This is a genomic window from Solirubrobacter ginsenosidimutans (assembly GCF_027587205.1).
In genome coordinates this window covers 93,695-120,333 of record NZ_JAPDOD010000007.1, presented here as the reverse complement: position 1 = coordinate 120,333, position 26,639 = coordinate 93,695, and the positions used below count along the sequence as shown (strand labels likewise).

Sequence of the window (26,639 nt, the reverse complement as noted above, 5' to 3'; positions counted from 1 at the left end):
GGACTGGAACGCTCTCGACGATCCACAAGGCCCGGTCGTGCAACTCGCCGACGGCGGTTCAAGCCCCCGAACGGGCCGTTCACCTCGGAGAGGGACAGCCGATCGGGCACGCGATCGCGATCATGATGAACGCGCACCGGCGCTCAGCCGCGACCCGTCCTTCCGCGACGCCGACTACTGATCAGGAGGGTGAGACATGGCAGTCGAAGACGATCTCGCCCGCGCGCGCGCCGCGCTGCAGATGATCAACCCGGCTCCGTACAACGCGGAGGCGCCGCCGCAGGCACTGGCCGGAGAGATCACCCCGATCGAGTTCCACTACGTGCGCAGCAACTTCCCTCTGCCGGCGCACGACGGCACGCTCGAGGTCGGCGGCGCGGTGGACAACCCGCTCACGCTGACGCTCGACGATCTCCGCGCCATGCCGGCGCACGAGCGCGCGGTCACGCTCGAATGCGCGGGCAACGGCCGGCTCGAGCTGCGGCCGCTGCCGAGCGGTGAGCCATGGGGCGGCTACGCCGTCTCGACCGCCCGCTGGAGAGGCGCCCTGCTGCACGAGGTGCTGCAACTGGCGAGTCCCAGGGCAGAAGGCGTCGACGTGCGCTTCCAAGGCGCCGACCACGGCGCATACCACCTCAACCCCGTCCTCGCGGACACCGACCGCGACGACCTCACCTTCGTCCGCGCCCTCCCGCTCGCACATGCCGCCGATCCGGCGGCGGAGATCCTGATCGCCTACGAGATGAACGGCGAGCCGCTGGGTTCCGATCACGGCTCGCCCTTCCGGATCATCGTCCCCCAGTGGTACGCCGTCGCCTCGGTGAAGTGGCTCAAGCGGATCGACGTCCTGACCGAGGCGTATGCCGGTGAGTTCCAGACCGGGCACTACATGTACGAGTGGGCCGACCGGCCGGCGGAGCCCGTTGACGTCATGCGCGTGCGCGCGCGCATCACCGCGCCGGCCGCCGGATCGACGCTGAGCCCGGGTACGTGCACGGTGCGCGGCAAGGCCTGGTCGGGAACCGGGCCCGTGACCCGCGTCGACGTCAGCCTCACGGGCGCGGGCGAGTGGCACGCGGCGCGACTCGATCCGCCCTCCGGCCCCTATCACTGGCAGGACTGGTCGTTCGAATGGCAGGCCAACGACAGCGGCCGCCACACCCTGCGCGCCAGGGCCACCGATGCCGCCGGCAACGTCCAACCCGAGGTCCCGCCGTGGAACCGGCTCGGCTACGGCAACAACGCCATCGAGGTCATCTTCGTCGACGTCGTCTGATCCGCGCGACTACCTGACACCGACGCTCCAGTCTCCGCTGGGCGCTCCCGCCGGGCGGGCGAGGCGCAGGATGGCGTGCCCGCGCAGCGCGACGACGGTGTGGACGATCCCGTCGGTGCTCGCGGTGATGTGGCGCAGCGTGCGCCAGCGCCGCCCGGCGCGGCGCTGGAGCGTGACGCGGGCGCTGCCCGCGCGGGGCAGCAGCGCCCACACCTCGACGTGCCGGCGGTCTCGCCGGACGCCGGTGAAGGGGAAGCGGAAGGCGCGGATCACTGCGCGCTTGGGCCGGTCGCGCGCGGGATCGAGCGGTGCGGCGCGATCGATCCGGTACAGCCCGGCGGGGTGGTCGGGCTTGTCGGCCGGGTCGCGGACGAACTGCCAGGCGACCAGGTCCACGCCCTCTCGCCAGAGCCGGAACAGTGCCCGGGGAACCCAGCGCTGAATCTGCTTCGCGCCCGCCCCGCGGGAGCCGGTGTCCCAGTTGACCTCGGTGACCCAGAGCCGGGCGTGGCGGTGCCCCGAAAGCGCGAGCAGCCGCTTGAGCTTGTAGATGTCGGCGATGCTCACGTTGCCCGCGTCGCGTGCCGCGACGTCCGGGTCGGTGACCGTCAGGGGGTGGTGGGCGAGCACGTCGAAGCGCGCGGGATCGTCGCATCGCTCACGGTGCGGCACCGGGCCGGAACCGAGGCACAGCAGCTCCTGCCAGAACCGCACCGGCGTCATCCGGCCCTCCCCGTCGCGCGGGTCGCCGTTCGGGGCGGTCCCCGCGGTCGCGACGACGTTGGCATGGTCGACGCCCTTGACGCCGTCGTAGAACGCGTTCAGCAGCGCCCGGTACTGGGCCGGCGACCACGCCGTCCACGCGCCGTCCTGCGCGACCCATTGCGGTTGCAGGAAGCGCGGCAGGTTGGGCTCGTTCCAGGCTTGCCAGAGCCCGACGCGGGGCAGCGTGCTGCCCGGATCCAGCGGGTCTGGGAAGCGGCCGGAGTAGCGGCGGGCGGCGGCGGTGGCGAACCGTCGATACGCCGCGGGGTCAGGTGCCCAGGTCCCGCCCGCCGCGAAGCGCCAGCGTTCCGGCGCCTCGTAGCGCCATGGCGCGCCGCCGACTCGCAGCAGCGGTGTCAGGCCGTGCCGCACCGCGAGCCGGGCGAGCGTGTCGACGGCGCTGAAGTCGTAGGCGGGATCGGCCGGGTCGGTGGGGTCGAGTGGCAGGAACATGCCGGACTCGACGCGCGACCAGATGAGCGGCAGCCGCGCGACGCGTGCGCCGGCCCGCGCGCCCCGGGCCAGGACGGCATCAGCCAGCCGGGGGTCGCCGAGCAGCGCGCCGCCGTCGGAGATCGCGCGCGTGAACGGCTGAGCCTCGGCGGGCGCCGCCACGGCGACCGCGACCGCGACGGCGACGGCGACGGCGACGGGGAGGCCGGTTCGCAACTAGTGTCGCGATTCGTAGGTTCGCACGTGCATAGCGGCCCGCATCGTCGTGGCTGGCGTGCGGCGGCGAGCTAGCTCGTACCGGGCGTACTTGCGAGCTCGCCGGCGCCCGCCGGGCGCGGCGAGGCGTCCGGTAGGCGCCTGCGAACTTCCGAATCGGGACACTAGCGCTTCAGTTTCACGCCGGCGCTCGCCGTCTGCGGCTTCGCCCCGGCGCGCGCCGGCGTAAATGTTGCCTTGACGGTCACGGCGATCTTGCGCGCGGCCTTGAGCAGCTTGCGGCCGGCCGCCGACAGCTTCACGGTGACCGTGCTCGTGCCGGCCGCCGTGGCGGTCTTCTCGCCCGCGCCGATCGGCTTGCCGCGCGGCCCGGTGAGCGTCAGCTTGACCTTGCCGGGCTCGGAGAACGCGAACGGCAGGCGCACGCTCTTGCGCTTCGCGAGCTGACGCGTCTTGAGGGCCTTCAGCCTGGCCGCGGTGGACGCGACGGCTGCCCTGACCTTTGCCCGCACCTGCGCGTCGGTCGGTGCGGCCGGCGCCGTGGTCGTGGTCGGAGCGTCGCCGGCGGGGGTCGAAGGGGCGGGGCACGGTGCGACCTTGGCGTAGCGCACGAACTCGACGCCGACCTTGCCGTTGCTCTGGAGCCCTTGTGTGACCACGAACGCGACGTCGCCGACCGCGAGCGGGCTCTGGAGCGTCACGGTGAACGGGTTGCCCGTCGTGTTGATCGAACGGTTGACCGCCGTGTAGTCGTTGGCCGGGAAGGCACCGGCGTTGTAGACGCTGTGGGTGTCCGAGCGCGTGGCCGTGAAGCTCACGTGCGGCGCGCAGGCGTCGGACCCGATCGTCGGTTGGCCGTCGTAGGCCGCCGTCGCGCTCACCGCGTTGCCGTCGTAGAACCGTGCGACGTCGCCCGCGAGCAGGGTCGGGACATCCAGCGACGCGTAGTAACCGGTCGTCGGCGACGTGGCGACGACGGCGCCGTTGCGCACGAGGTCGAGGTGATGCAAGATCGGACCCGTGGAATCCTGGGCAACGATCGAAGCCGTGCCGTCGTCGTCTTGGCTGAACCGGAATCCGACGTCCCAGGCGGACGCCGCGGCCGGACAGACGCATGCGGCGGCGGCGATCGCCGCGAACGTGACACAACGGTTGCGTAGCACTTTAGGCTCCTCTCCCGGTGACCTCCCGACTGTATGAGCAACGCGAAGACCGTGCATGAGAGGTGGATGAATCGGGCTGCGTTCCCCGTCGTCGTGCTCGCGCTCACGCTGCCTCCGCCGGTCTTTCAGGGCCCGCCGCTGGGAGGGCCTGACGCGCCGCCGAGCCCGATCGGCCCCGCCCCGCCGCTCGGCCCCGAGCTCCCACGCGTTCCCGTGGTGATTCGCGGCACCGCGGCCGACGACGTCCTGACCGGCACGGCGGGCGATGACATCATCGAAGGCGGCGGGGGCAACGACCTGATCGATGGCGCGGGCGGGGACGACACGTTGCTCGGCGGCCCGGGCGACGACACGCTGCTCGGCGGCCCTGGCGACGACCGTCTGCAGGGCGGCGCGGGCCGCGATCACCTCTACGGAGGCCCGGGCCGTAACCGGCTGCGACGGGACTAGCGGTTCAGCCTGGCGCGGGTTCCAGCAGCGCCGGGAGATCGCGGCGGTTGCGTGCTCCGAGCTTGCCGTAGGCGTTGCGGAGGTGCAGCTCGACCGTCTTCGGCGTCACGAACAGCGCCTCGGCGATCGCGCGGTTGGTCTGGCCGGCCGCGGCGCGTTCGGCGACGCGCCGCTCTGACGGGGTCAGTGAGGCGGGGCCTTGGAGGGCCGTCGTGCGCGGGCGGCCGCCGGCGGCGTACAGCTCCTGGCGCACCTGGGTCGCGAGCGCGCCGGCACCCAGCGCATCGGCGAGTTCGAGCGCCCGGCGCAGCGGTTCGCGCGCCTCGCTGGGCCGGCGGTCAGCGCGCAGGGCGGCGCCCGCTGCGGCCAGCGCCTTCGCGAGCTCCAGGCGCGCCGGCGAGCGTTCCGCCAACGCCGCGGCCTCACGCAGGTGCGCGAGCCCGTCGCCCTGCTCGACGGTCCCCAGGGTCCGCAGCGCCCGCGCCATGATCGCCGGCGCGCCCCAGCGCCGCGCCGTCGCGACCTCCTCGGCGGCGAGCGCCAGCGCCTGGTCGCGGTGCCCGAGATGGTGGAGCGCGAGGGCCTCGTGCGAGCGCGCGGGCGTGTCGATCGCGTGCATGGCGGCGAAGCGCTGCGCGGCGTCGCGGGCGACGGCCAGCGCCTCCTCGAAGCGCTCCTCCGCCAGCAGCTGCTCGGCCTGGCTGTCGAGCCAGTAGCGCGCGGCCTGCGAGGGGTCGCCGGGGTCGCTCACCGCCTCGAGCTCACGGCGCGCGGCGGCGAGGTTCCCGCGTTCGCGCTCGACGGCCGCCAGCCAGGCGGCGATCTCCACGCGGCCATTGGTCGCACCTCCGAGGGTGAGCTCTTCGATCCCGTCGCGCAGCGACGCCTCGGCCTCGGCCAGCTCGCCGGAGCGCAGGAGCGTGTAGCCGCGGCAGATGCTCGCCGCCGATTTGAACCCCAGCGATCCGCTCACATGCGCCTGGGTGAGCAGCGCGTCCCACACGTCGGTCGCCTCGGCGCGATCGGCGAGCACGACGACGATCGTCGCCGCGACCGAGGGAAGCAGGTGGCCGCCCGCGATCAGGTCACCGCCGTCCAGCGCGGCCAGGGCCAGCGGCGCGCACTCATCCGCCGAGCCGCCGCTGTACGCCCACTGGTGCGCCGCGATGCCCGCGAGGACCTTCGGCCCGATCCCCGGCGCCAGCGGCAACCGCCGGTGGCGGGCGATGCGCTCGGGTGTGTCCGGCTCGCTGACGCCGAAGATGGCCCCGGTCAGCCGGAGCGCCTCGAGCGCGGCGAGCAGGACGCCGGCGTCAGGCGGAAGCGCGTCCGCGGTCCGGCGGGCCAGCGCGACCGCCTCTTCGGCGCGGCGGGTCATCAGGAGCGTGTGGCCCAGTTGCAGCGCGGCGGCGCCGCGGGCGGTCGGATCGTCGGTCAGCTCGAGCGCCTCGCGCAGGTGCGTCTCGCTCCGCGTCTCGTTCAGCAGGTTCTCCGCGCTCCCGAGCGACACCAGGACGTCCGCCCGGCGCTCGCTCGGAGGCGGCTCGTCGAGCGCGCGGGTCAGGTACGTCACGGCGCCCGCGGGGGCGCCCGCGCGCGAGCCGGCTCGCGCCGCCCGCTCCAGCACGTCGACGACCCACGCTTCGCCGCGCGGCGGCGCCAGCACCAGCTGCGTGGCCACGGTCCCCGCGTCGACGCCTCGATCGCGCAGCAGCTGAGCGGCGCGCTCGTGCGCGAGCGCGCGCTCGTGGACCGGGATGTCCTCGTAGACGGCCGCGCGGATCAGTGGATGCACGAACGTCATCGCCACCTGGTCGGCGAAGACCTCGGCGTCGACCAGTTCGCCTGCGGCCGGCACGGCGGCGGCGTCGTCGAGGCCGGCGAGCTCGGCCACCAGCGCCAGCGCGGCGACGTCGCCCAGGACGGCCGTCGAGCGCGCGACCGCCGCGGCGTCACGGCTCAACCGGCCGATCCGCACGAGCACGGCGCGCGAGACCGCCCGCGGAGCGATCGCCTCGACGGCCGAGACATGAGCCGCGTCGGGCGGCACGCCCTCGGCGCGCAAGGCCTTCGCCAGCTCGACGAGCCACAACGGATTCCCGCCCGTCGCCTCGTGGCACGCTCGCGAGAACACCGCATCCGCGCCGTCGGCGAGCAATTCCCCGGTCGCGGCCTCGCTCAACGGCTTGGGGTGCAGGGTGACCGCGAGCGGATCGCCGGTCAGCTCGGCCAGCAGGTGCGCGTGCGTGTGGTGCTCGAACGGGCGCACGCCGCACAGCACGGTCACGCGCAACCCATCCAGCCGGCGGACGAGATAGTTCAGCCAGCGCAGCGACGGCTCGTCGCACCACTGGAGGTCGTCGACCGCGAGCAGCAGCGGCGCCGGCTCCGCGAGGTTGACGGTCAGCCGGTACAGCGCGTGAAGGATCGCGAACGAGGCGTCGTCGCCCGCCACGCCGCTCGCGGGCCCCTCGAAGACCTCGCGCGCCGCCGCGGCGGCGCCCTCCAGCAGCGGCTCCGAGATCGTCGCCTCGAACAGCTGGCGCACGACCCCGAACGCGAGCTCCTGCTCCAGCTCGCCGCCGCGCGCGCTGAGCACGCGCACCCCGGCCGCGCTCGCTTCGCGGCGAGCCTCGCTCAGCAGCCGCGTCTTGCCGATGCCCGCCGGCCCCTCGACCACCGCCAGTCCGGCATCGCCCTGCGCCGCCGCTCCGGCGAGCGCGCGCAGCACGGAAAGCTCCCGGTCACGTTCGAGCAGCACCGGTAGATCATGGCGTGCTCTTGACCCGGTCCTCGTCGAGGAGCTCCTCGACGGCCCGGACGAGTCCGACCCAGCCGGAGAAGGTGTGCGGGTCTCCGCCCTCCAGGGACGCGTGCCCGGTCGGTGCGGTGCCGTCGATGCGCACCTCGAGGAGGATCGAGAGGGGTCGGTTCATCGGTAGGGCAGACCATGGCGTGCGGCGGCCATGCGTACATCTCGGCAGACCCGAGACGGGGACCCTAGGGTTTGCTGCGAAATGCCAAAACCTAGGGTGCGGGTCTCGGGTTCACCGAGATGTGCCGGTGACCGCCGTGCCGTCCCGCCCGAGAGTTCATCCGGTTCGGATGACGTCGCGACCGCGATCCGCTGGCACGCTGCGCTTGATGTGTCACGTCGACGGCGTGGCTGAGCGGCTGAAGGGAGAGAGATGGCCATCGGACCAGTGCAGCTCCTTGTGCTTGGTTTCACCCATCCGGAGTTCCATGGCGAGATCATCACTGAGCTCGAACGCCTGCGCGAAAGCGACACCGTGCGCGTCATCGACGCGCTGGCGGTGCACAAGGGCGCAGAGGGAGAGATCGAGGTCGTGCATCTGAGCAACCTCTCGAAGGACGAGGCGATCGAGCTCGGCACCAAGGTCGGTGCGCTCGTCGGCCTCGGAATCGAAGGCGAGGAGGGCTTGATCGCCGGTGCCGAGGCGGGTGGCGCGGCGGCGGCCGACGGGGTGGAGGTGTTCTCCGACGACGAAGCGTGGGATGTCCTCGAGGACATCCCCAACGACTCCGCCGCGGCGCTGATCCTGCTCGAGCATCACTGGGCAGTCCCGTTGCGCGACGCGATCGCCCGCGCGAACGGCTTCCGCATCAGCGACGGCTTCATCAGCCCGCTCGACCTGGTCGAGATCGGGCTGATCTCGCGCGAAGAGGCGCAGGACCTCCACGCGCTCGAGACAAGCCACCAACCCGCCTGAGTCACGGTCAAGCACAACGATTGGAGGCATGATGTTCGCATCCCGCAGAGTCGCCAGGCGCACCTCGAGACGAGTCGCGCGGCGCCGCTAGGCGGCATGGAGTGAGCGACGACGCTGTGATGCCGATCTGCGTCAAGATCCGGCCATTCCTAGGTAGCCGTGCCGATTCAGGAGGCATCGCATGCGTCGTCCCATCACACTGTTCACGGGCCAGTGGGCGGACCTTGCGCTCGCGGACTTGGCCGAGAAGGCCGCGGGCTGGGAATTCGACGGCCTGGAACTCGCGTGCTGGGGCGATCACTTCGAGGTCGACCGTGCGCTCGCCGAGCCCGACTACCTGAGACGCAAGCGCGAGCTCCTGGACCGCCACGGCCTTGCGTGCCACGCCGTGTCGACCCATCTCGTCGGCCAGGCCGTGTGCGACCCGCTCGACGAGCGGCACCGCAACTCGCTGCCCGCGGAGGTCTGGGGCGACGGCGATCCCGAAGGCGTGCGCGAGCGGGCAACGGAACGCATGAAGGACACGGCGCGCGCCGCCGCGGCCTTCGGCATCGACATCGTCATCGGCTTCACCGGTTCCGCGATCTGGCATCGCCTGTACGCGTTCCCGCCGCCGGACTGGGACGTCGTCGAACGCGGGTACGAGCAGTTCGCCGAGCGCTGGAGCCCGATCATCGACGTCTTCGAGCAGGAGGGCGTCCGGTTCGCGCTCGAGGTCCATCCGACCGAGATCGCCTACGACTTCGTCACGACCGAGCGCACGCTCGACGCCATCGGACGCCGGCCGGGCTTCCGGCTCAACTTCGACCCCAGCCACATGGTCCCGCAGTTTCTGGACTCGGCGCTGTTCGTCGAGGAGTTCGGCGAGTACATCGCCCACGTGCACATCAAGGACTCCCTGCGACGCCTGGACGGGCGCCGTTCCCTCCTGGGCTCCCATCTGAACTTCGGCGATCCGCGCCGCGGTTGGGACTTCGTCTCGGCCGGGCGCGGTGACGTCGACTTCGAGGCGTTGATCCGCGCGCTCGGCAGCGTCGGCTACCGAGGCCCGCTGTCGATCGAGTGGGAGGACTCGGCGATGGACCGCGAGAGCGGGGCGCAGGAGGCGCTGCGCTTCATCCGCGGCGTCGACTTCGAGCCGTCGAAGCTCACGCCGATGGGACAGCTGGGCGTGGAAGCCGCGGTCTGACCCCGAGCGGGGCCAGACCGCAGCTCGCGTGCGTCAGGAGTCGGCGCCGAGGTCCACGAACGGGTTGAGCAGGTCGAAGACATCGGGCGCCACGAACACGTCGTCGTTGCCGGCGAGCGTATTGAGACGGAGGACGTCGTTGGCCTTCTCGGAACCGGTGATGAACGTCTCGGTCGGGAGACCGAACTCGACGACCTTGTCGCCCTCGCGGGTGAGGTTGACGTGGTCGGCCTTGGCGGTGCCGTTGAGGATCACGGTGTCGCCCGCGGCGTCGCCGGCGCCGTCGAAGCCGGCGAGGTTGACCGTCGCGGTGTCCAGCGGAGTGCCGGACAGGTCGTTGATCGTGACGATGTCAGCGCCGCCGAGCGCGCGGACGGACCACGCCTCGACGTTGGCGAGGTCCATCGTGATGTTGGCGACGTTGCGGGTGACGGTGACGTGCCGGTCGGCGGCGGCGGAGACCGTGATCTCCTCGCCGATGTTGGAGCCGTTGAAGTCCTGCACGTCGAGGCCGGACTGGCCGTCCACGACGTCCGAGCCATCGCCCGGATCCCACTGGAAGTGATCGTTTCCGGCACCCATGCGGGCGGTGTCGGCACCGATGTTGCCGTCGATCAGATCGTCGCCGTTGCCGCCGAGCAACAGGTCGGCCCCGTCGCCGCCGCGCAGGATGTCCTCGCCGTTGCCGCCGTCCTCGGTGAGGTGCGTCAGCGCGCCGATGCCGTTCTGAGCGGCGATCGTGTCGTTGGCCTCGCCGCCCTTGACGACGAGCTCCTCGACCGCGGTGATGCCCATGAGCGGGGCGCCCGGGGCGAACGCGCGCACGACGTTGTTGGCGTCGCGGGCGACGCCGATCTGGTCGTCGTCGCCGGTGCCGGTGTAGGTCGCGGTGTCCGTGCCGGCGCCGCCGTCGGCGTCGACGCGCGCCTCGCCGGTGGCCACGGCGCTGGAGACGATCGTGTCGTCGCCGTCGAGCAGCGCCGCCGTGGTGCTGTCCTGCGCCTCGGCGCCGGTCACCCGCACGACCGGCTTGAGGCCGGAGATGACCGCCGTCGCGCCCTCGGAGCCGAGCGTGACGCGGTCGGGCCCGTCGGTGCCCTGGGCGATCACGTGGTCGACCGCGCCGTCGCCGTTGCCGTCGAACCCGGCGAGGTCGACGGCGACGTTGCGCATGTCGGTGCCGGTGAGGTCGCCGACCGTGACGTCATCGGCGGAGCCGAGCGCGCGGATCGTGGCCGCCTCGACGCCGTCGACATCCTGCGTGATGTTGGCGATGTTGCGGAAGACCGTCACGCGCGGGCCGTTCGCCGCCAGCGTGATCTTCTCGCCGGCGTTGGACCCGTTGAAGTCGAGCGTGTCGGTGCCGCCGTCGCCCTCGACGATGTCGGAGCCGTCGCCCGGATCCCACTGCAGGTGGTCGTTGCCCGAGCCGCCGTGGACCGTGTCGACGCCGATGTTGCCGTCCACGAGGTCATTGCCGGCCCCGCCCTGGAGCGTGTCCGCGCCGTCGCCGCCGCGCACGGTGTCGTCACCGTTGCCGCCGTCGACCGTAAGCGACGTGAGCGTGCCGATGCCGTTCTGGCCGACGAGCGAGTCGTTGCCGTTGTTGCCCTTGACGAGCAGGCTCTCGACCGCGGCGACGTTCATGATCGGCGCGTCGGTGGCGAACGCCGCGACGTTCGTGCCGTTGCGGGCGATGCCGATCTGGTCGTCGTCGGGCGTGCCGTTGTACGTGGCGGTGTCGGTGCCCTCGCCGCCGTCCACGCCAACCTGGTCGGCGCCGGTCGCGGCCGCGGAGGCCGTGGCCGTGTCATCGCCGCCGAGCAGCGCGGCGGTCATCGTGTCCGCCGGCTCCATGCCGGTGGCGCGCACTCCGACCGAGAGGCCGCTGACGATGCCCGTCGTCCCATCCGTGCTGACCGTGGCGCGGTCAGGACCGTCGGTGCCGTTGACGATCACGCGATCGGCCGCCGCGTCGCCGTTGCCGTCGAACCCGGTCAGGTCGGTGTTGACGCCGCGCACCCCGGTGCCGGCCAGGTCGCCGACGGTCATCGTGTCCGCGCCGCCGAGCGTGCGCACGTTGACCTGCTCGATCGCCGCCAGGTCCATGTTGATGGCCGCGACGTTGCGAAGGAAGCGCGCGTGCGTGCCGTTCGCCGTGAGCGACAGCTCCTCGCCGATGTTGGAGCCGTTGAAGTTGAGCGTGTCGGTCCCGCTGTCACCGGCGACGGCGTCGGACCCGTCACCGGGATCCCACTGGAAGGTGTCGTTGCCGGTGCCGAGGGAGACCGTGTCGGCGCCCTGGTTGCCGTCGATGAAGTCGTCGCCGGATCCGCCGGCGAGCGTGTCCGCGGCGGCGCCGCCGAGCAGGGTGTCGTTGCCGGCGCCGCCGTCGACGGTCACGCCATCCAGCAGGCCCTGGATGCGCACCTCGTCGTCGCCGCCGCCGGCGGTCACGTTGACTGCCGTGACCGCCGATCGCGCGAAGCTGAAGTCGATCGTGCCGTCCTCGCCGACATCGGCGACGACGGTGTTCGCGTCCGCGAAGAGCAGGACCTTGTCCGACGCGCCGTCACCGGCGAGCCGGAGCGTCGTTCCGTCGAGGTTCGCGGAGTAGGAGGCCATCGCGGGAGCGGCGAAGGCCAGTGCAGCTGCGAGGCCAACGCCGAACGCGGCGCCTCGCAGTACGGAAGGGGACATCAATGTCTCCTTTTCAGGTGATCGAGGGGAGGAGTCCGCGACGGTAGGGCAGCCGCTCCCCTCCAGACAATCGGGAACAACCCCTGAACTTTCATCACTCGCCGGTCAACCGAACGGCGGTGGAGTAGCCTCGCGCCGAGGGGACTTCTTGCCCAAGCACGTCACAAAGATCCAAGTCTTCGCGGCGTCGCCCGGCGATGTCGCACCCGAGCGCGAGATCTTGGCACGCGTCGTCGACCGCCTGAACCGGACGCTGGGCAGGTCCGAGGACCTCGTGCTCGAGCTCGTTCGGTGGGAGACGCATGCCTGGCCCGGGTTCGGCGCTGACGCCCAGGACGTGATCAACGTCGAGATCGAGCCGTATGACGTGTTCGTCGGCGTGATGTGGAAGCGACTCGGCACGCCGACTCACAGGGCGGACTCCGGGACGGTCGAGGAGTTCGAGCGGGCGTACGCGCTGTGGGAGCAGGCCGGCGTGCCGCTCCTGATGTTCTACTTCAGCCGGATTCCGTTCTTCCCGCAGCCGGACGAGCTCGCGCAGTTTCAGGCAGTGCTCAGCTTCAAGGAAACGCTCGCCACCAGAGGCGGCCTCTGCTGGGAGTATGAGAGTCAGGAAGCGTTCGAAGCCATGCTCCACGAGCATCTCTTCCAGCAGGTGCGGACCCTGGTCGCCGTCGCGGATTCCCGGCGGTTGAACCGTTCACTGTCGGCGAGCGGGTTGGGCTTGGTGGATCTCGCGACCGCCAGCCGGTCGTTGGACGACGGGCCCGCCGCAGACGAGATCCGTCACCTGCTCTCATCGCTCCTGGAGCGCGTCGAGCGCCTCGACCAGGCCAGCTCCAAACGCGGCGACACCGTGCCGGCCGCGGCGCTCCTCGAGGCAGCCCATGGGTTGATGGCGGCCAGGAAGTGGTCTGAAGCCGCCTACTACTTCGACAGGTACGTCCAAGTCGACGCAACGAACTGGGACGCGATGTTCTCTCGCGCGGTGGCGCACGCCAACTCGCGCTCCGGAACCGAAGGCGACACAGCGGCGCTGCGTTCCTACAACGACGCCATTGCCCTCCGCCCGCAGGACCTCGACGCCAATTTGCTGGCCCGCTTGTATTCCTATCGAGGCGCGATGTTCAAGCGACTCGGACGGCTCGAGGAAGCCGAGGCGGATCTGCGAGTCGCGAGGTCGTGGGCGACTCGGGACTACGAGCGCGACGACATTCGGTACAACCTGGCCTGCGTTTGCGCCATGACTGACCGCCGCGCTGAGACATTCGAGCTCGTCGAGTCCCTACGCGGAACGCGGTTCATCGGTGCGATCAGGGCGAACCTGCATCGCTACTTCGCGGCGTTCGCGGCCGATCCGGAGTTCCTCGCACTCCTCTGATCAACCTGACGGGGCGGGCAGTTGCACGGTGACGCAGAGCCCCCCGGTGGCCCGAGGGGTGAGGGTGAGCGTTCCGTCGTGTGCCTGGGTGATGCTCTTGACGATCGCCAGGCCGAGGCCGACACCCGCGTGGTCGGTGCGGATGCGTTTGCTGCCGCGCTGAAACGGCTCGGCGAGCGTGGACACCAACTGCGGGGTGAGCTTCTCGCCGGTGTTCTCGACGGCGAGCACCACGCTCTTGTCGTGCACGCTGGTCGTGACCCACACGGTGCCCTGGCCGGCCAGGTTGTGGACGATCGCGTTGTGCACGAGGTTCGTCGCCAGTTGCTGCAGGAGCGCAGGTGAGCCGACGGTGGGGGTCACGTCGCCGGAGGTCTCGATGTTGATGCCGCGTTCTTCTGCGATGGGGAGCAGCGTTTCGGTGGCTTCTTCGGCGATGAGCGACAGGTCGACGTGTTCCCGGACGAAGGATCGCTGGTCGGCGCGGCTGAGCACGAGCAACGCCTCGGTGAGGTCGATCGCTCGGCTATTGACGAAGTGCAGGCGGTCGACCAGTTCGTCGTTGCCGCGGCTCTGATCGTTGCGGGCCACGTCGAGCAGGGTCTGCGTGATCGCCAGCGGCGTGCGCAGCTCGTGCGAGGCGTTCGCGGCGAACCGCTGCTGTTCGGCGACGTGTGCCTCGAGGCGCGCGAGCATCGCGTCGAACGCGTCGGCGAGCTCGCGGAACTCATCGCTGCGGCCTTCCAGCCGGACTCGGTGGGCGAGCGATCCGGTCGCGGCCATGCGCGTGGCGTCGGTGATGCGGGTCAGCGGCGCCAGCATCTGGCCGGCGAGGAGCCACCCACCCAGCAGGCCGAACACGAGCACGAACACCAACATGATGGCCGCCTTCGGAACGAAGGCGCGCAGGAGATCGGAGCGGGTGGGAATCGAGGGGCCCGGGGCGAAGACCATCGCGCGGTCGGGTACGTAGCGCAGGAGGAACACCCACACGACGGCGAGCAGCATGGCGCTGGCGACCATGACGAAGCCGGCGTAGCTGAGGGTGAGCTTGAGGCGAACGCTCAACCCCGGGGCTCTATCCACCGTCGCCTCCCTCACGTCCGGCGCCGGGTGCCGTGTCGATGCGGTACCCCGCCCCGGCGACGGTGGCGATGATCCAGGGTTCGCCGAGGCGTTTGCGCAGCGCCGAGACCGTGATGCGCACGGCGTTGGTGAAGGGGTCGGCGTTCTGATCCCACGCCTGTTTGAGGAGCTCTTCAGCGCTGACGACGCCGCCTTCGGCAGCGACGAGCACTTCGAGCACGGCGAACTGCTTGCGGGTCAGCGCGACGTAGCGGCCGTCGCGAGAGACCTCGCGTCGGAACGGATCCAGCCGCAGGCCCGCGATCTCTCGCACGGGTGGCCGGTTGTGGGCGCGCCGGCGATCGAGCGCCCTGAGACGGAGCACGAGCTCCCGGAGCTCGAACGGCTTGGTGAGGTAATCGTCGGCGCCGAGCCCGAACCCCGTGGCCTTGTCGTCGAGCCGGTCGGCGGCGGTCAGCATGAGGATCGGCATGCCGCTGCCGGAGGCGACGATGCGCTTGGCGATCTCGTCACCGGACGGCCCGGGGATGTCCCGGTCGAGGACGGCGATGTCGTAGGCGTTGACGCTCAGCAGCTCCAAGGCCGCGTCGCCGTCGAGCGCGATGTCTGCCGCGATCGCTTCCAGACGGAGGCCAGCGCGGATCGCCTCCGCCATGAGGGGTTCGTCCTCCACGAGCAAGACACGCACGCTCCGAGGCTACGCGCTGGTGCATATCGTCGGCGTATCGAAAACCGCATGCGGGCCGGGGCCGGCGCGGCCGACGAGCCCGATGGACGCCCTCTAGGCCGGGCGCGCGTGGCCGATCGCCAGCGGGCGGACGATCGGAGGCATCGCCCGCCAGACCGCGCCGGCCAGCTCGTCGAACTCGAAGCCGCAGGCGCGGATCAGCTCCACCGTCGCGCGGTCGCAGCGACAGCCGCAGGCGAAGTGCCGCCACGGCTCGTGGAGTCGTTGCTGCCAGCGGGCGAGTCGCGGCGTGGGCGCCCGGACGTGTTCCAGGAACAGCAGCTTGCCGCCCGGGCGCAGAACGCGCGTGATCTCCCGCAGCGCCAACCGCGGGTCGTCGACGGTACAGAGCACCAGCGTCGCCACGACGGTGTCGACCGAGTGGTCGCTGAAGGGCAGCCGCTCAGCGGGAGCGTCGACGATCTCGGCCGCTCGTCGCATGCGCCGCAGGCGCCGCGCCAGCTGCCGGCGCATCGCCGGGTCCGGCTCGACCAGCAGCAGCTCGTCGACCCCGTCGGGATAGTGGCGCAGGTTCAACCCGGTGCCTGCTCCGAGCTCGACCACGCGGCCGTGCGCGGCGGCGAGGAGTGCTCGGCGCTGCCGGCGCAGCCCGGTCAGCTCGCCGAGGGCGAGCACCGGGTCATAGAGCGCGGCGAACAGCCGCGCCCAACGGCCTGATGTGAGATCTGGGGAGATGGCGACGACTCTAGGTCGCGCACGGCAGGTGCGCATCGCCCACACCGGCCATCCCGCGGGCATGGCCGGTTTCGGCTACAGCAGGCCGAGCCTGGCCGCCTCGGCGACCGCCGCGGTCCGCGTGGAGCGTCCGAGCTTGTGGCGGATGTTCGCGACATGGCGGTGCACGGTGTGCGGGCTCAACACGAGCAGTTCCGCGATCTCCTTGTCGGAGAGCCCGCGCGCGACGAGCGCGAGCACCTCCCGCTCTCGCGGAGAGAACAACGCGGCTTGCGGCGACGAGACCGGCTGCCGTCGCTCCGGCGCCAGCGCAGTTCGCAGCGCGCGCACGACCGAGGCGGCGTCGTCGAACCACGGGAAGTGGGCGCTGCCGGCGAGCGGGACGAACGTCGCGTCCGGCACCGCGGCGGCGAGCTCCCGCCCCAACCGGTACGGGATCGCGCGATCGCCCCGCCGGTGCGCGACCAGCGTCGGCACGCGAACGCGCTCCAGCTCGGCTCGGACGTCGAGCCGGTACACCAGCTCCAGCAGCGCGGCCGCCGTCTCCCCGGTCGCGGCCTCGCGCTGAAAGCGGGCGAACCGATCCTGCGCTTCGCGATCGGCGTCGCCCAGGAAGATGTCCGCGAGCACCCGCGAGCCGAGGCCCCAATGCGCCCGCACCGACGCGAGGATCGCCTGGCGCACCTCGGTCGTCGTGATCTCGTTCCCGTCGGCGAACGTGCCGTACAGGAGCAACTGCTCCACCCGCTCGGGCTGACGCGCCGCGAACGCGATCGCGGCCGCGCCGCCGCCCGAGGCGCCCAGCAACGTCACCCGCTCGAACCCGAGGTGGTCGACCAGCGCCGCCAACAGCGCGACCTCATGCTCGAGCGTCAGGTCGTCCTCATGCAGCGACCGGTCCGACAGGCCCACCCCGAGCTGGTCGTAGCGAACCAGCGTGAACCCTGCCGTCAACGCCTCCCAGAACTGCGCGACGCGCGTATCGCGCTGTTCGAGCTCCAGGTGGCTCACCCACCACGCCGGCGCGACCACCGGCGGGCCGGTGCCGCTCAGCTCATACGCGACGCGCCGATCGCCGAACGGCAGGAACCGGATCTCAGCTGCGCGCGCCATCACGCAATGTCATATCGCGCGCCACCCCCTTCAGCGCACCGGCACGACCAGCTTGCGTGGTGCCGTGGCCCAGCCGATCAGGGTCACGTAGTGCACGCCCGCGGCGGGCATTGTTGCGGTGAACCGCCGCCTGCGCTTGTCGTCGGCCAACCGGGTCTGCGCGACGGGAAGCTCGAACCTCGAGCGCGTCCCGGTGCCGTAGACGTCGAAGAAGGACATCACCCGTACGTCAGTCGTCCAGGAGACATCGATCCGGTTGCCGTGGCGGACCGCCCGCAAGCCGTGCGCACGCGGCACGGTCTGCGATCGCGGTCGTTGCTGCGACAGGCGGAGCGAGAACGTCCGTGTCGCGGACCGTGCGCCGCCGGGCGGTCCGTACGTCAGCGCGAGCTGGACCCGTCCGGGCCGGCGGGAAGCGATCGGTGACGCGTACGCATCGATGACGAGCGTCCCCTCGCCGCCGTGTTCGAGCGTGAGCGACGCGTCCGAGTCCGAGTGCCCGAGCAGCCGGCCGCGCACCTCGCACGGACCGCTGCAGCGGAGCGGGAGGCGGAGCTTGTCCCGGCTGGTGAGCGCGGTCTTCAGCGGGCGGCCGACCTGCACCTCCGGCAGTGGCGTGGTGGCGGTCTCGGCGCCCTCGACGGCGAGTCGCAGGCGATCCCGGTCATCGAGCCACATCAGTGCCGGTGCGCCGTCGGTCAGCGTGACGCGGGTGACCTTGCGGGCATCGGCGATCTGCCCGCCGACCGTCTGCGTCGTAGCGCGTGAGCCGTCGAACGGGAGCGTGGCGAGGGCCGCGGCGTCGTAGCGGAAGCCCGCGGAGGTTTGTGGAGACTCCCAGGAGACCCAGGCGCCGCCCGCGTCGAGCCCGGTGTGGACGTCCGCGCCGCCGAAGTACCAGCCGCCCGCGGGGATCTCGTAGCTGAGACCGCCGTCCATCACGAGGGCGACGTCAACCGGCAGGCGGCGCACCGCGGGCGCGAGCGCGACCGGCGAAGTGAACGCGCCCGACGGTGCGCGCGTGACTGCCGTCACTCCGCCGAACGCGACGCCGCTCCATGCGATCGCGGCGCGCCCAGCGGCGTCCAGCGCGACGCTCGTGCCCGCGCCGACCGGATCGGTGAGCTCGGCCACCCGCACCGGCTCCCCGAACGATTGACCCGGGGCGCGCTCGGCGGCGCGAATCGACGTCGCGTCGGTCAGTGAGATCAGCGCGTGGCCGTCGGGGGCGACCGCGAGCGAGGCGTGCGAGAGTCGCGGCATCGCGGCCAGCTTTTGCGGCGCGCTGAAACGCCCACCGGGCGGAGCGGTCACGACCATCACGTCGACGGTGTTGCGCCGCGGCCCCGCGTGCTCGCCCTCCGGCAACTCGTACAGCACGACCGTCTCACCGTCGGCGGTCATGGCCGCCTGGAAGGACTCGAGAGTCGGTACGGACAGGTCGAACCCGAGTCGGAACGGACCGGCCACGAGCTCCGGCGCACCGAACGTCGCGCCGGGCGCCCGGCGCACCGCGGACAGGCGCAGCTGATTGCCACGCGCCCGCGCGAACAGGACGATCGCGTCCCCGCGCTCGGACACGGCCGTCGTGAGCGCCCGGACGTCGCCGCCATCGTCGTCGGTCAACTCGGAGGGCTCGCCCCACGCCCCGCCCGGCTCGCGGACCGCGGCCGCCGGCTCGTACCCGTATTGGCAGCACGCGATCACGCCGGCGCCGCTCGCCGCGGTCGACGCCGCCGCGCATTCCGTGACGTCCGGCCCGCTGAACACCGGCGCGGCCGCGGCTTTGAAGCCCTCGCGCGTAGCCCCGAACAACCGTGGACCCGTCTTCGTCGCGGCAAGCACCTCACCCGCGGCACCCATCACCTGCACGCAGTCCGAGCGCGCGCCGCCGACCTCGATCGGCGGAGTCTCATCGAGTGCGGCAGACGCGCTCGCCGGGAACGCGAGCAGGAGCAGAGCAAGGAGAAGGAGTCGGCGCATGGCGGCCGCAAACTAAATCAAGACGCACTCAGCGAGAAGCAAACATCCGTCTAATCTCCCCTCGCTCAGCCGGCGGTGGCGCTGCTGCGCGCCGTCGTCGAGCAGGTCGCCTGAGCTGACGTGCCAAGGTCTGCGCGTGGGCGTCAAGCAGGTGAACATCGTCAGCGTCGCGTTGGACGAGGCTCTCGACGAGGCGGGCTTCCGTCATGTCGCGGCCTCGCTGGGAGAGCGGCTGGGCGCTCAGCGAATCGGCGCCGCCGTCTATGACGCCGAGGCCGGCACACCGATCTGGCCGTACCACTACCACCACGGAGTCGAGGAATGGCTCTACGCGATCGCCGGCACCCCGGTGCTGCGCGAGCCCGCCGGGCACCGGACGCTGACGCCGGGCGACCTCATCTGCTTCCCGTCCGGCCACCTCGGGGCCCACGCCGTGATGGGGCCAGGCCGGTTCGTGATCTTCGCCACCGGTCAGCGCCACGGCCCGTGGTTGAGCGTCTATCCCGACTCGGACAAGGTGAGCGGCCCGGGCGGCATCTTGCTCCGTAGCAGCGCGGTCGGCTACTGGCACGGCGAAGGAACGACGGGATCGTCCGAGCCGGTGGAGATCGTTCGCGAGCCCAGGAGTTCGCCGCCGCGGCCGGCCGTGAACCTCTTCGCCCTGAACGCCCGGACACAGCTCGGAGGAGTGTTGGGCGCCGAGCGGTTGGAGGCGACGGTGGTGGAACTGGCTGCGGGCGAAGGCTCTGAGCCGTATCACTACGTCTATGGGCGCGAGGAGTGGTTGCTGGTCCTGGCCGGCACGCTCGGCCTGCGCCACCCACACGGCGAGGATCAGCTAGAGCCCGGCGATCTTCTCTGCCTTCCAGAAGGCCCAGCCGGTGCACGCCGGCTGCTCAACCGCGGCACGTCGACGGCGCGTGCGCTGGTCCTCTCGACCACGGGCCTGCCGGCCAATGTCCACTCCCCCGACACCGGCGAGTGGACGATCTGCAATGCATCCGGCGTCGAACCCGTCGTCGTCCACGCGACCGATTCATCGGTGGTCGGGGGACGCCGAATTTGACGCGCCTCGAAGCAGTTCGCTGCAAGCATGCGCGCCGCCGCGCGAGCGGTGCCCCAAGCCCTTAGTATCCGGGATATGAGGAGACGCTCGCTGTGACGCCCACTGGTCTTGAGCCCTGGATACTCCCTGCGGTCAATGCATCGCTTGCGATGTATAAGAACCAGGATCAGATCAAGGATTTTTGGGGCAAGTTTCTCAAGCTCTTCGGCAGCAAGAAGGCAATTCTCGCGGTAACTGGGATGCCTGCGGTCGGGAAGACCGTCCTGCTGGAACACGTTTCCGGACAGGCGTATCGCGCAGGTTACGTCCCTCCTGGCAAGTCCGACAGGCCCGAGAAGGCAAAGGTCAAGGGCGCCAGGACCCTCGTTGTCACCGCCTTCCCCGGCCAGCAGACACCGGTTCGCGCCGACGCGATGAACAAGGTCTTTGAGGGTAAGACCCCGGTAGCAGGGGTTCTACACGTCGTCAGCAACGGGTACACGAAAACGCGCGGCGAGTGGTCGCCCGCAGTTCTCCAGCAAGCGGGAGCGGACACACTCGACAAATTCCGAAGCTGGCAAATGGCGGAGGAAGTCAAGGACTTGCAACGCACCGGCGTGGAGATCCGGCGCTCGTGGCAGAAACACAGGCGTCCGATGTGGATGATCGTTGCGGTGAACAAAGTCGACTTGTTCGCCGAGCCTGAGCAGCTCGCGGCCGCCCGAGATTCCTACACGGCAGCGTCTTCGCCATTTCGGGAAGAACTCGACCAACTCACTGAGCACATCGGCTCGGATAACTTTCATTGGACGACGCTCCCCGCCTGCAACTGGCTGGAATCCTTCACGTGGGGATCACAACAGATCCCGTCGACACTCAACGTCGGCCAGCGCGACGTGCTCGTGTATCAACTGTCGCGGAGTCTGCAGGCTCACGCGTCGGCATATGACTGAGCTTCGACGTTGCCGATGCAAGCCGAAAGCGGGAACGCACCGTCATCGAGATCGGGACCGGAGACCGGAGCGACTCTGCGGCGCCTCCTGGACCTGGCGGACGAACTGCAGGCCTCACGTGATTTCGCGATGCGAAGGCTCGGGCTAACTCGGGCGGCCGAGGCCGGTGTCGTTGCGGGCCTCGTCGTCGCGCTGGTCGTGGTGTGGACTTTGCTGGACGGCCAGTCGCCGTGGTACGCGTGGCTCTCGAGCGCAACGATTGCATACGCTGCCGGATTCGCTTTGTACTTCGTAGAGCGATTTATCGTTCGGTCGTGGAGAATGCAGATCAGGCGCGAGCGGTACGTCCTGCGCGAGGCGATTGCGACACTTCGCGAGACAGAGTCCGTCCTGATCAACCAGGTGCAATGGTCGGCGCTCGAGCGGGCGGAGTACCAGATGCGGCTTTCACGTCACGACCCGTAGCCGATGATGTCCCGCGAGCGATTCACTCTCGTGCGGGCAATGGCCTACTACGAAAGCGGTCGCGGCCGCAGCGCGAAGAGCATGAACCCGGCGGTCATCGCAGCCGCCACGCCGGCTATGAGATCGTCGCCGGCACCGCCTTTGATCAGGAGGTCGCCCGCCGCATAGTGGCGGTATCCGCGGTGTATCCACAGGTCGAATGGGGAGCCGAGCAGCCTGGCGGAACTCGAGGGCTCGCGGGATTCGCGAAAGGTCTCGACGAGTTGCGCATGTCGCAGGTGCGGGACACGGTACGTCACCCAGACGGTCGGTCGTAGCGGGAGTCGTGTGGCCGGCGCGCGAACGGGTTCACGCGCGTGGGCTCGCCAAGCGCAGTGAGCTGGGCCGGGACGTAGCACCAGTTGGCCGGGCCGGCGCCGGGCCCTCCAGCGCCGTGCCGCGGGCGGGAGCGGTTGCTCCGTCTTCGCGCTCCGCGATCTTCGCCTCGGCGACCTCGAGCGCGAACCGACGCGGATCGGGAGACCACCCGGGTGCGGCGGCCTCGAGTCCGTTCGGATCTCGACGCTCGCCGCGATGCTCTACGCCGCCGAGAACGCCGGCCGCCCGTTCCACGTCTGGCACTTCATCGGTCATGGCCGCCACGTCGAGCGCGACAACCTGACCTACCTGGTGTTCGAAAGCCCCAACGGCACGCCCCGGCTGGTGAGCGGGTTCGAGCTTGGCGCGTTGCTCGCTCCCCACTCAGGGTTGCGGCTGGCCATTCTCAACGCCTGTGAGGGTGGGCGAGCCGCGCCGGAGGACTCGCTGACGACGTCGGCGCCGCGCTCGTCGCCCGAGGACTCCCGGCAGCGATCGCCATGCAGTTCTCCATCACGGACACCGGGGCGATTCGCTTCGCCGACGACTTCTACCGCGCCCTTGCCGATCGCGGCTCGATCGATGGCGCCGTCGTCGATGCCCGGCGTTCGATCTTCTTCATGCCGAACGAGAGCGAGTGGGCGACGCCGGTGATCATTTCCCGCGCCTCCGACGGCATGCTCTTCGACTTCGCCGGGTCGGCCCGATAGCCGACGATCTCCTCCACCACGTCCCGGGGCTTGACCGACCGTGGACGCGCCGGGAAGGAATCCGTAGGCTCGCTGGCGATGTCCGAGGGCACGACCCCGACGCTCCGGACGCTGCTCGACGCACGCGCCGCGGACCTGCCGGGGCGCGATCGCGAGCGGGCGGCGCTCGTGGCGCTCGCGGAAGACCAGCAGCCGCTGGTGGCGATCGTGCACGGCATCGCCGGAGTTGGGAAGTCCGCGCTGCTGCGAGCCGCCGTTCACGATGCCCGCGCGCATGGCGCGACGGCGGTGCTGCTCGACGGCCGTGCCATCGAGCCGACCGAGCTTGGCTTCCTGAACGCGCTTGGGACCGCGCTGGGCGAGCACCTGCATTCCGTGGGCGAGGCAGCGGCCGCGCTCGCGGCGCTGCCCGGGCGGGTCGTGCTGCTGGTCGACGCCTACGAGCGCTTGCCGCTGCTGGACTTCTGGATGCGCGTCGTGCTCGTGCCCGCGCTGCCGGCCAGCGTTCGCCTCGTGCTCGCCGGCCGCGACGTCCCCATCGCATGGACGCGGGAGTTCGGCGATCACGTGCGGCTGCTGCGGCTTGGGAACCTCGAGCGCGATGCGGCACGGAAGCTGCTCGCTCGCGCCGGGATCGCGGACGGCGCGCGCGCCGACGCGATCGATCGCGTCGTCCGGGGGCACCCGATGGCGCTGCAACTGGCGGCCGCCGCGCAGCCGGACGGCGGCACGATGACGCCCGCGCTCGAAGAGTTGGCGGGCCGCTACCTGGAGGGGCTCGACTCGCGGACACGGCGAGCGCTCGAGGCCGCGTGCGTGGTTCGGCGGGCGACCATCCCCCTGCTCGCCGCCATGGTGCCCGACCAGCCGCCCACCGAAGCCTTCGCGGCGCTGCAGGCGCTGCCGTTCGCGGAGGTCGGCCCCGACGGCCTGCTCGTCGACGACGCGGTGCGCGAGGCGACCGCCGCGCTGCTGCGAGCGACCGACCCGGTGACATATCGCCACCATCGCGTCGCCGCGTGGCGGCAGTTGCGCCGCGAGTTGCGCGACGCCGCGCCGGCCGACTTCTGGCGCTACACGGCCGACATGCTGCACTTCGTGGAGCACCCGGTCGTGCGCGACGCGTTCTTCCCTTCGGGCGCCGAGCGCTACGTGGTGGAGCCGGCTCGCGGCGACGACGGCGACACGATCGCGTCGATCGCCGCCGCGCACCTGCCGCCCGCGGCGGCGGAGCGGCTGCTCGCCTACTGGGCCGCGGCGCCCGGCACGTTCCGTGTGAGCCGCGACTCCGACGGCGCCGTCGCGGCGTTCGCGTCGATCTTCGAGCTCGAGGACGTCAGCGGCGCCCTGCTGACGGGCGACCCGGTCGCGGCCGCGTGGCGTGAGCACCGCCGCCTCGCTCCCATGCCGCGCGGTCAGCGCGCCCTGCACGTGCGGCACGAACTCTCGCGCGAGAGCGGGACGTCGCCGTCGGTCGCGTCGGCCGCGTTGTGGCTCGACATCAAGCGCGACTACCTCGAGCTGCGCCCGGCCCTGCGGCGCGTCTACATCGCCGCGACGGACGTCGCCACGCTGGCGCCCGCGCTCGCGCCGCTCGGCTTCGCACCGCTCGCCGACGACCCGCTGGTCGTCGACGGCGTCGGGGTCGTGATCTTGCTCAACGACATGGGACCGGCGTCCGTCGACGGCTGGCTCGGCGACGTGGTCGGGCGCGAGCTCCAGGCGGCCGAGGACGGCGTGCTGGACGCGGCCCGTCGCCGGCTGGTGCTCGACGGCCGCGACGTCGACCTGACCCGGCTCGAGTTCGACGTCCTGCGCTACCTGCAGGAACATGAGGGGCGCGCCGTCGAGCGCGAAGCGCTGCTGCGAGACGTCTGGGGCTATGACTGGACAGGCGGCTCGAACGTCGTCGAAGTCGTGGTGAGTGCGCTGCGGCGCAAGCTCGGCGAGCGCGCCGGCGCGCTGGAAACGGTGCGCGGCGTCGGCTACCGGCTCCAGCGCCTCGCCTGACCTCATCTGGGCCTTAGGAACTCCTCAGCAAGCGGCCCGTGCGCGGCCGGACGATGGATCCATGTCCCTCACGATTGACGAGACCCGCGTGGAAGCCTTCGTCGGCCTCATCGCCACCGATGTCGGCGCCGCCCTGAACACCGCGCTCGTCGCCATCGGCGACCGGCTCGGCCTCTATCGCGCGATGGCCGACGCCCAGCCCGTCTCCGCGGCCGACCTCGCCGCGCGCACGAGCACGCAGGAGCGCTACGTGCGCGAATGGCTCAACACCCAGGCCGCCAGCGGCTACCTGACCTACGACGCGGCGACCGACCGCTACACGCTCCCCGCCGAGCACGCGTTCGTGCTCGCGGACGAGTCGAGCCCCCTCGCGATGGCCGGCATGTTCCACGCCGCCGGCGCCGTCATCGACGGCCGCGCGCGGGTCGAGGAGCGATTCCGCAGCGGCGGCGGCGTCGGCTGGCACGAGCACGATGACGGGCTGTTCTGCGGCACCGAGCGCGCGTTCGCCGCCAACTACCGCGCGCAACTCGTGCAGGCATGGCTGCCCGCGCTCGACGGCGTCGTCGAGAAGCTCGAGCGCGGCGCGCGAGTCGCCGACGTCGGCTGCGGCCACGGCGCCTCGGCGATCCTCATGGCCCAGGCGTTCCCGGCGTCGACCTTCGACGGCTTCGACACCCACGCCGCCTCGATCGACACGGCGCGGCGGCGCGCCGCCGAAGCCGGGGTGGACGACCGCGTGCGCTTCACGCTCGCCGCGGCCCACGACTACCCGGGCGAGGACTACGACCTCGTCTGCTTCTTCGACGCGCTCCACGACATGGGCGACCCGGCCGGCGCTGCACGGCACTCGCGCGCGGCGCTCGCCGCGGACGGCACGGCGCTGATCGTCGAACCGTACGCGGGTGACCGCATCGAGGAAAACCTCAACCCCGTCGGCCGCTTCTACTACGGGATGTCGACGCTCGTCTGCACGCCCGGTGCGCTGGCACAGCCGGGCGGCGTCGCGCTCGGCACCCAGGCCGGCGAAGCCCGCCTGACCGAGGTCCTGCGCGCCGGCGGCTTCACGCACGTCCGCCGGGCCGCGGAGACCCCGCTCAACCTCATCCTCGAGGCCCGGCCGTAGCGACGCCTCGTGTGGAGGTCGCGGCGGCCGGAACGACGATGACCTTGCCGGGCAGAGCGCCCGCGGCCGCACTGGCGTGGACCGTCGGCAGCTCAGCCAGCGGCACCCGCTGGGCGACGGCGACGCGCAACTCGCCGCGGTCGATCAGGGCCACGAGCCGCGACAGCTGTTCGGCGTCGCTGCGGACGTAGACGTTGATGCCGCGCACTCCGCGCTCCTCGTCGGCGGGCGCGGGCATCCACACGGTGGTGTTCACGACGACGCCGCCCGAGCGGACCAGGGCGGCCAATGCCGTCAGCTGGGCCGGCTCGATCGGCGCGAGGTTGAGCAGCACGTCGACCGGCTCGGTCACCGCCGCGGCCACGTCGGTCGCCGTGTGGTCGATGACCTCGTCCGCGCCCGCGGTCCTGACGCTCTCGCTGCTGCGCGGGCTGGCCGTGGCGATCACGTGGGCCCCGGCCCGCTTGGCGAGTTGCACGGCGTAGCCGCCGACCGCTCCGCCCGCGCCATTGATCAGCACCCGCTGGCCGGCCGCGAGCTTGCCGAGCTCGAACAGCGCCTGCTGTGCGGTGAGGCCCACCGACGGCAGGGCGGCGGCGTCGCCCAGCGGGATGCTCGACGGCGCCGGCGTCAGGATCTCGGCCGGCGCGACGACGTACTCCGCGGCCGCGCCATTCGCCGTCATCGGCAGGAACCCGATAACCGCGTCACCGAGCTCCAAGCCATCCACGCCCTCGCCGATCGCGTCGACCGTGCCGGCGACGTCGATGCCGGGGATGTGCGGCAGCGTCACCGGGAAGGCGTCGCGCAGGTAGCCCCCGCGGATGCCGTCGTCGACGGGGTTGAACGCCGTCGCGGCGACGCGCAGCCGCACCTCCCCGGCGCTCGGGGCGGGCAGGTCCACGTCCTCGTAGCGGAGGACGCCGGAGTCGCCGTACTCGTGGAATCGCATTGCCTTCATTGGGAGCCTCGCTTTCGCTGAAGTGCCGATGTGCTTCAAATTTGAAGCACCTGGTGTCCACCGTAGCACTGCTTCGAATTTGA

Annotated in this window: 22 protein-coding genes and 1 pseudogene; 11 read left to right on the top strand and 12 right to left on the bottom strand. The window is 71.2% G+C overall.

Annotation, left to right across the window (positions count from 1 at the left end; translation table 11 throughout):
- Window positions 1-196 precede the first annotated feature (196 nt).
- On the top strand, window positions 197-1,276 hold the full coding sequence (locus OM076_RS11100; RefSeq protein WP_270039901.1) for a sulfite oxidase: 1,080 nt from the start codon (window positions 197-199) through the stop codon (window positions 1,274-1,276).
- Window positions 1,277-1,285: 9 nt separating this feature from the next.
- Here OM076_RS11100 and OM076_RS11095 read toward each other — a convergent pair whose 3' ends face one another.
- Both OM076_RS11095 and OM076_RS11090 read right to left on the bottom strand, forming a co-directional pair.
- Entirely contained in the window at window positions 1,286-2,710 is a 1,425-nt protein-coding gene (locus OM076_RS11095) for a hypothetical protein (RefSeq protein ID WP_270039900.1), read from the bottom strand.
- A 164-nt stretch (window positions 2,711-2,874) separates the two neighbouring features.
- Window positions 2,875-3,873 (bottom strand): hypothetical protein, encoded by a 999-nt coding sequence (locus OM076_RS11090; protein ID WP_270039897.1) that lies wholly within the window; start codon window positions 3,871-3,873, stop codon window positions 2,875-2,877.
- Between the two features lie 66 nt (window positions 3,874-3,939).
- Between OM076_RS11090 and OM076_RS11085 the strand changes: the two genes are divergently transcribed.
- The gene (locus tag OM076_RS11085) at window positions 3,940-4,323 is read left to right on the top strand and encodes a hypothetical protein (protein ID WP_270039895.1); all 384 of its coding nucleotides are present in this window, start codon (window positions 3,940-3,942) and stop codon (window positions 4,321-4,323) included.
- A gap of 4 nt (window positions 4,324-4,327) precedes the next feature.
- Here the strand turns inward: OM076_RS11085 and OM076_RS11080 are convergent, their stop codons facing one another.
- Window positions 4,328-7,084, bottom strand: a complete 2,757-nt coding sequence (locus OM076_RS11080) for a helix-turn-helix transcriptional regulator (RefSeq protein ID WP_270039894.1) — start codon at window positions 7,082-7,084, stop codon at window positions 4,328-4,330.
- A 7-nt stretch (window positions 7,085-7,091) separates the two neighbouring features.
- Window positions 7,092-7,259: a hypothetical protein gene (locus OM076_RS11075; protein WP_270039893.1), complete on the bottom strand. Its 168-nt coding sequence runs from the start codon at window positions 7,257-7,259 to the stop codon at window positions 7,092-7,094.
- 252 nt (window positions 7,260-7,511) lie between these two features.
- Between OM076_RS11075 and OM076_RS11070 the strand changes: the two genes are divergently transcribed.
- Both OM076_RS11070 and OM076_RS11065 read left to right on the top strand, forming a co-directional pair.
- Window positions 7,512-8,054, top strand: coding sequence for a hypothetical protein (locus OM076_RS11070; protein ID WP_270039892.1), 543 nt, complete (start codon window positions 7,512-7,514; stop codon window positions 8,052-8,054).
- 181 nt (window positions 8,055-8,235) lie between these two features.
- The gene (locus OM076_RS11065) at window positions 8,236-9,243 is read left to right on the top strand and encodes a sugar phosphate isomerase/epimerase family protein (protein ID WP_270039891.1); all 1,008 of its coding nucleotides are present in this window, start codon (window positions 8,236-8,238) and stop codon (window positions 9,241-9,243) included.
- A 33-nt stretch (window positions 9,244-9,276) separates the two neighbouring features.
- On the opposite strand, the gene OM076_RS11060 is transcribed toward OM076_RS11065, so the two are convergent.
- Window positions 9,277-11,943 (bottom strand): beta strand repeat-containing protein, encoded by a 2,667-nt coding sequence (locus OM076_RS11060; RefSeq protein WP_270039889.1) that lies wholly within the window; start codon window positions 11,941-11,943, stop codon window positions 9,277-9,279.
- Between the two features lie 337 nt (window positions 11,944-12,280).
- Between OM076_RS11060 and OM076_RS11055 the strand changes: the two genes are divergently transcribed.
- Window positions 12,281-13,324, top strand: coding sequence for a tetratricopeptide repeat protein (locus OM076_RS11055; protein WP_270039887.1), 1,044 nt, complete (start codon window positions 12,281-12,283; stop codon window positions 13,322-13,324).
- Here the strand turns inward: OM076_RS11055 and OM076_RS11050 are convergent, their stop codons facing one another.
- The 5 genes from OM076_RS11050 to OM076_RS11030 all read right to left on the bottom strand — a co-directional run bounded on the left by OM076_RS11050 (window position 13,325) and on the right by OM076_RS11030 (window position 18,929).
- Window positions 13,325-14,410 (bottom strand): sensor histidine kinase, encoded by a 1,086-nt coding sequence (locus tag OM076_RS11050; protein ID WP_372518026.1) that lies wholly within the window; start codon window positions 14,408-14,410, stop codon window positions 13,325-13,327.
- Entirely contained in the window at window positions 14,403-15,098 is a 696-nt protein-coding gene (locus OM076_RS11045; protein ID WP_270039884.1) for a response regulator transcription factor, read from the bottom strand. Before OM076_RS11045 ends, OM076_RS11050 begins: the two co-directional genes overlap by 8 nt.
- A 93-nt stretch (window positions 15,099-15,191) precedes the next feature.
- Complete coding sequence (locus OM076_RS11040; RefSeq protein WP_270039882.1) at window positions 15,192-15,896, bottom strand: class I SAM-dependent methyltransferase; 705 nt, start codon at window positions 15,894-15,896, stop codon at window positions 15,192-15,194.
- Between the two features lie 12 nt (window positions 15,897-15,908).
- Entirely contained in the window at window positions 15,909-16,946 is a 1,038-nt protein-coding gene (locus OM076_RS11035) for an alpha/beta fold hydrolase (protein ID WP_270039881.1), read from the bottom strand.
- Between the two features lie 30 nt (window positions 16,947-16,976).
- Window positions 16,977-18,929, bottom strand: a complete 1,953-nt coding sequence (locus OM076_RS11030) for a hypothetical protein (protein ID WP_270039879.1) — start codon at window positions 18,927-18,929, stop codon at window positions 16,977-16,979.
- A 136-nt stretch (window positions 18,930-19,065) separates the two neighbouring features.
- On the opposite strand from OM076_RS11030, the gene OM076_RS11025 reads away from it, so the two are divergent.
- From OM076_RS11025 to OM076_RS11015, 3 genes are all read left to right on the top strand, one after another.
- Window positions 19,066-19,995 carry a hypothetical protein gene (locus OM076_RS11025; protein WP_270039877.1) on the top strand — a complete coding sequence of 310 codons (930 nt, stop codon included), beginning with the start codon at window positions 19,066-19,068 and terminating at the stop codon, window positions 19,993-19,995.
- A 92-nt stretch (window positions 19,996-20,087) separates the two neighbouring features.
- Window positions 20,088-20,927, top strand: coding sequence for a hypothetical protein (locus OM076_RS11020; RefSeq protein WP_270039875.1), 840 nt, complete (start codon window positions 20,088-20,090; stop codon window positions 20,925-20,927).
- Between the two features lie 15 nt (window positions 20,928-20,942).
- Entirely contained in the window at window positions 20,943-21,392 is a 450-nt protein-coding gene (locus OM076_RS11015; protein WP_270039874.1) for a hypothetical protein, read from the top strand.
- Window positions 21,393-21,439: 47 nt separating this feature from the next.
- Here the strand turns inward: OM076_RS11015 and OM076_RS11010 are convergent, their stop codons facing one another.
- Entirely contained in the window at window positions 21,440-21,691 is a 252-nt protein-coding gene (locus tag OM076_RS11010) for a hypothetical protein (RefSeq protein WP_270039871.1), read from the bottom strand.
- Between the two features lie 522 nt (window positions 21,692-22,213).
- Here OM076_RS11010 and OM076_RS11005 point away from each other — a divergent pair.
- From OM076_RS11005 to OM076_RS10995, 3 genes and pseudogenes are all read left to right on the top strand, one after another.
- A pseudogene (locus tag OM076_RS11005) lies at window positions 22,214-22,459 on the top strand (CHAT domain-containing protein); the annotation flags it as partial.
- Window positions 22,460-22,537: 78 nt separating this feature from the next.
- Window positions 22,538-24,469, top strand: a complete 1,932-nt coding sequence (locus OM076_RS11000) for a winged helix-turn-helix domain-containing protein (protein WP_270039869.1) — start codon at window positions 22,538-22,540, stop codon at window positions 24,467-24,469.
- A gap of 61 nt (window positions 24,470-24,530) precedes the next feature.
- Window positions 24,531-25,595 carry a class I SAM-dependent methyltransferase gene (locus OM076_RS10995; protein ID WP_270039868.1) on the top strand — a complete coding sequence of 355 codons (1,065 nt, stop codon included), beginning with the start codon at window positions 24,531-24,533 and terminating at the stop codon, window positions 25,593-25,595.
- Here OM076_RS10995 and OM076_RS10990 read toward each other — a convergent pair.
- Complete coding sequence (locus OM076_RS10990; RefSeq protein ID WP_270039866.1) at window positions 25,573-26,556, bottom strand: NADP-dependent oxidoreductase; 984 nt, start codon at window positions 26,554-26,556, stop codon at window positions 25,573-25,575. The two genes, OM076_RS10995 and OM076_RS10990, sit on opposite strands and share 23 nt — an antisense overlap.
- Window positions 26,557-26,639 lie beyond the last annotated feature (83 nt).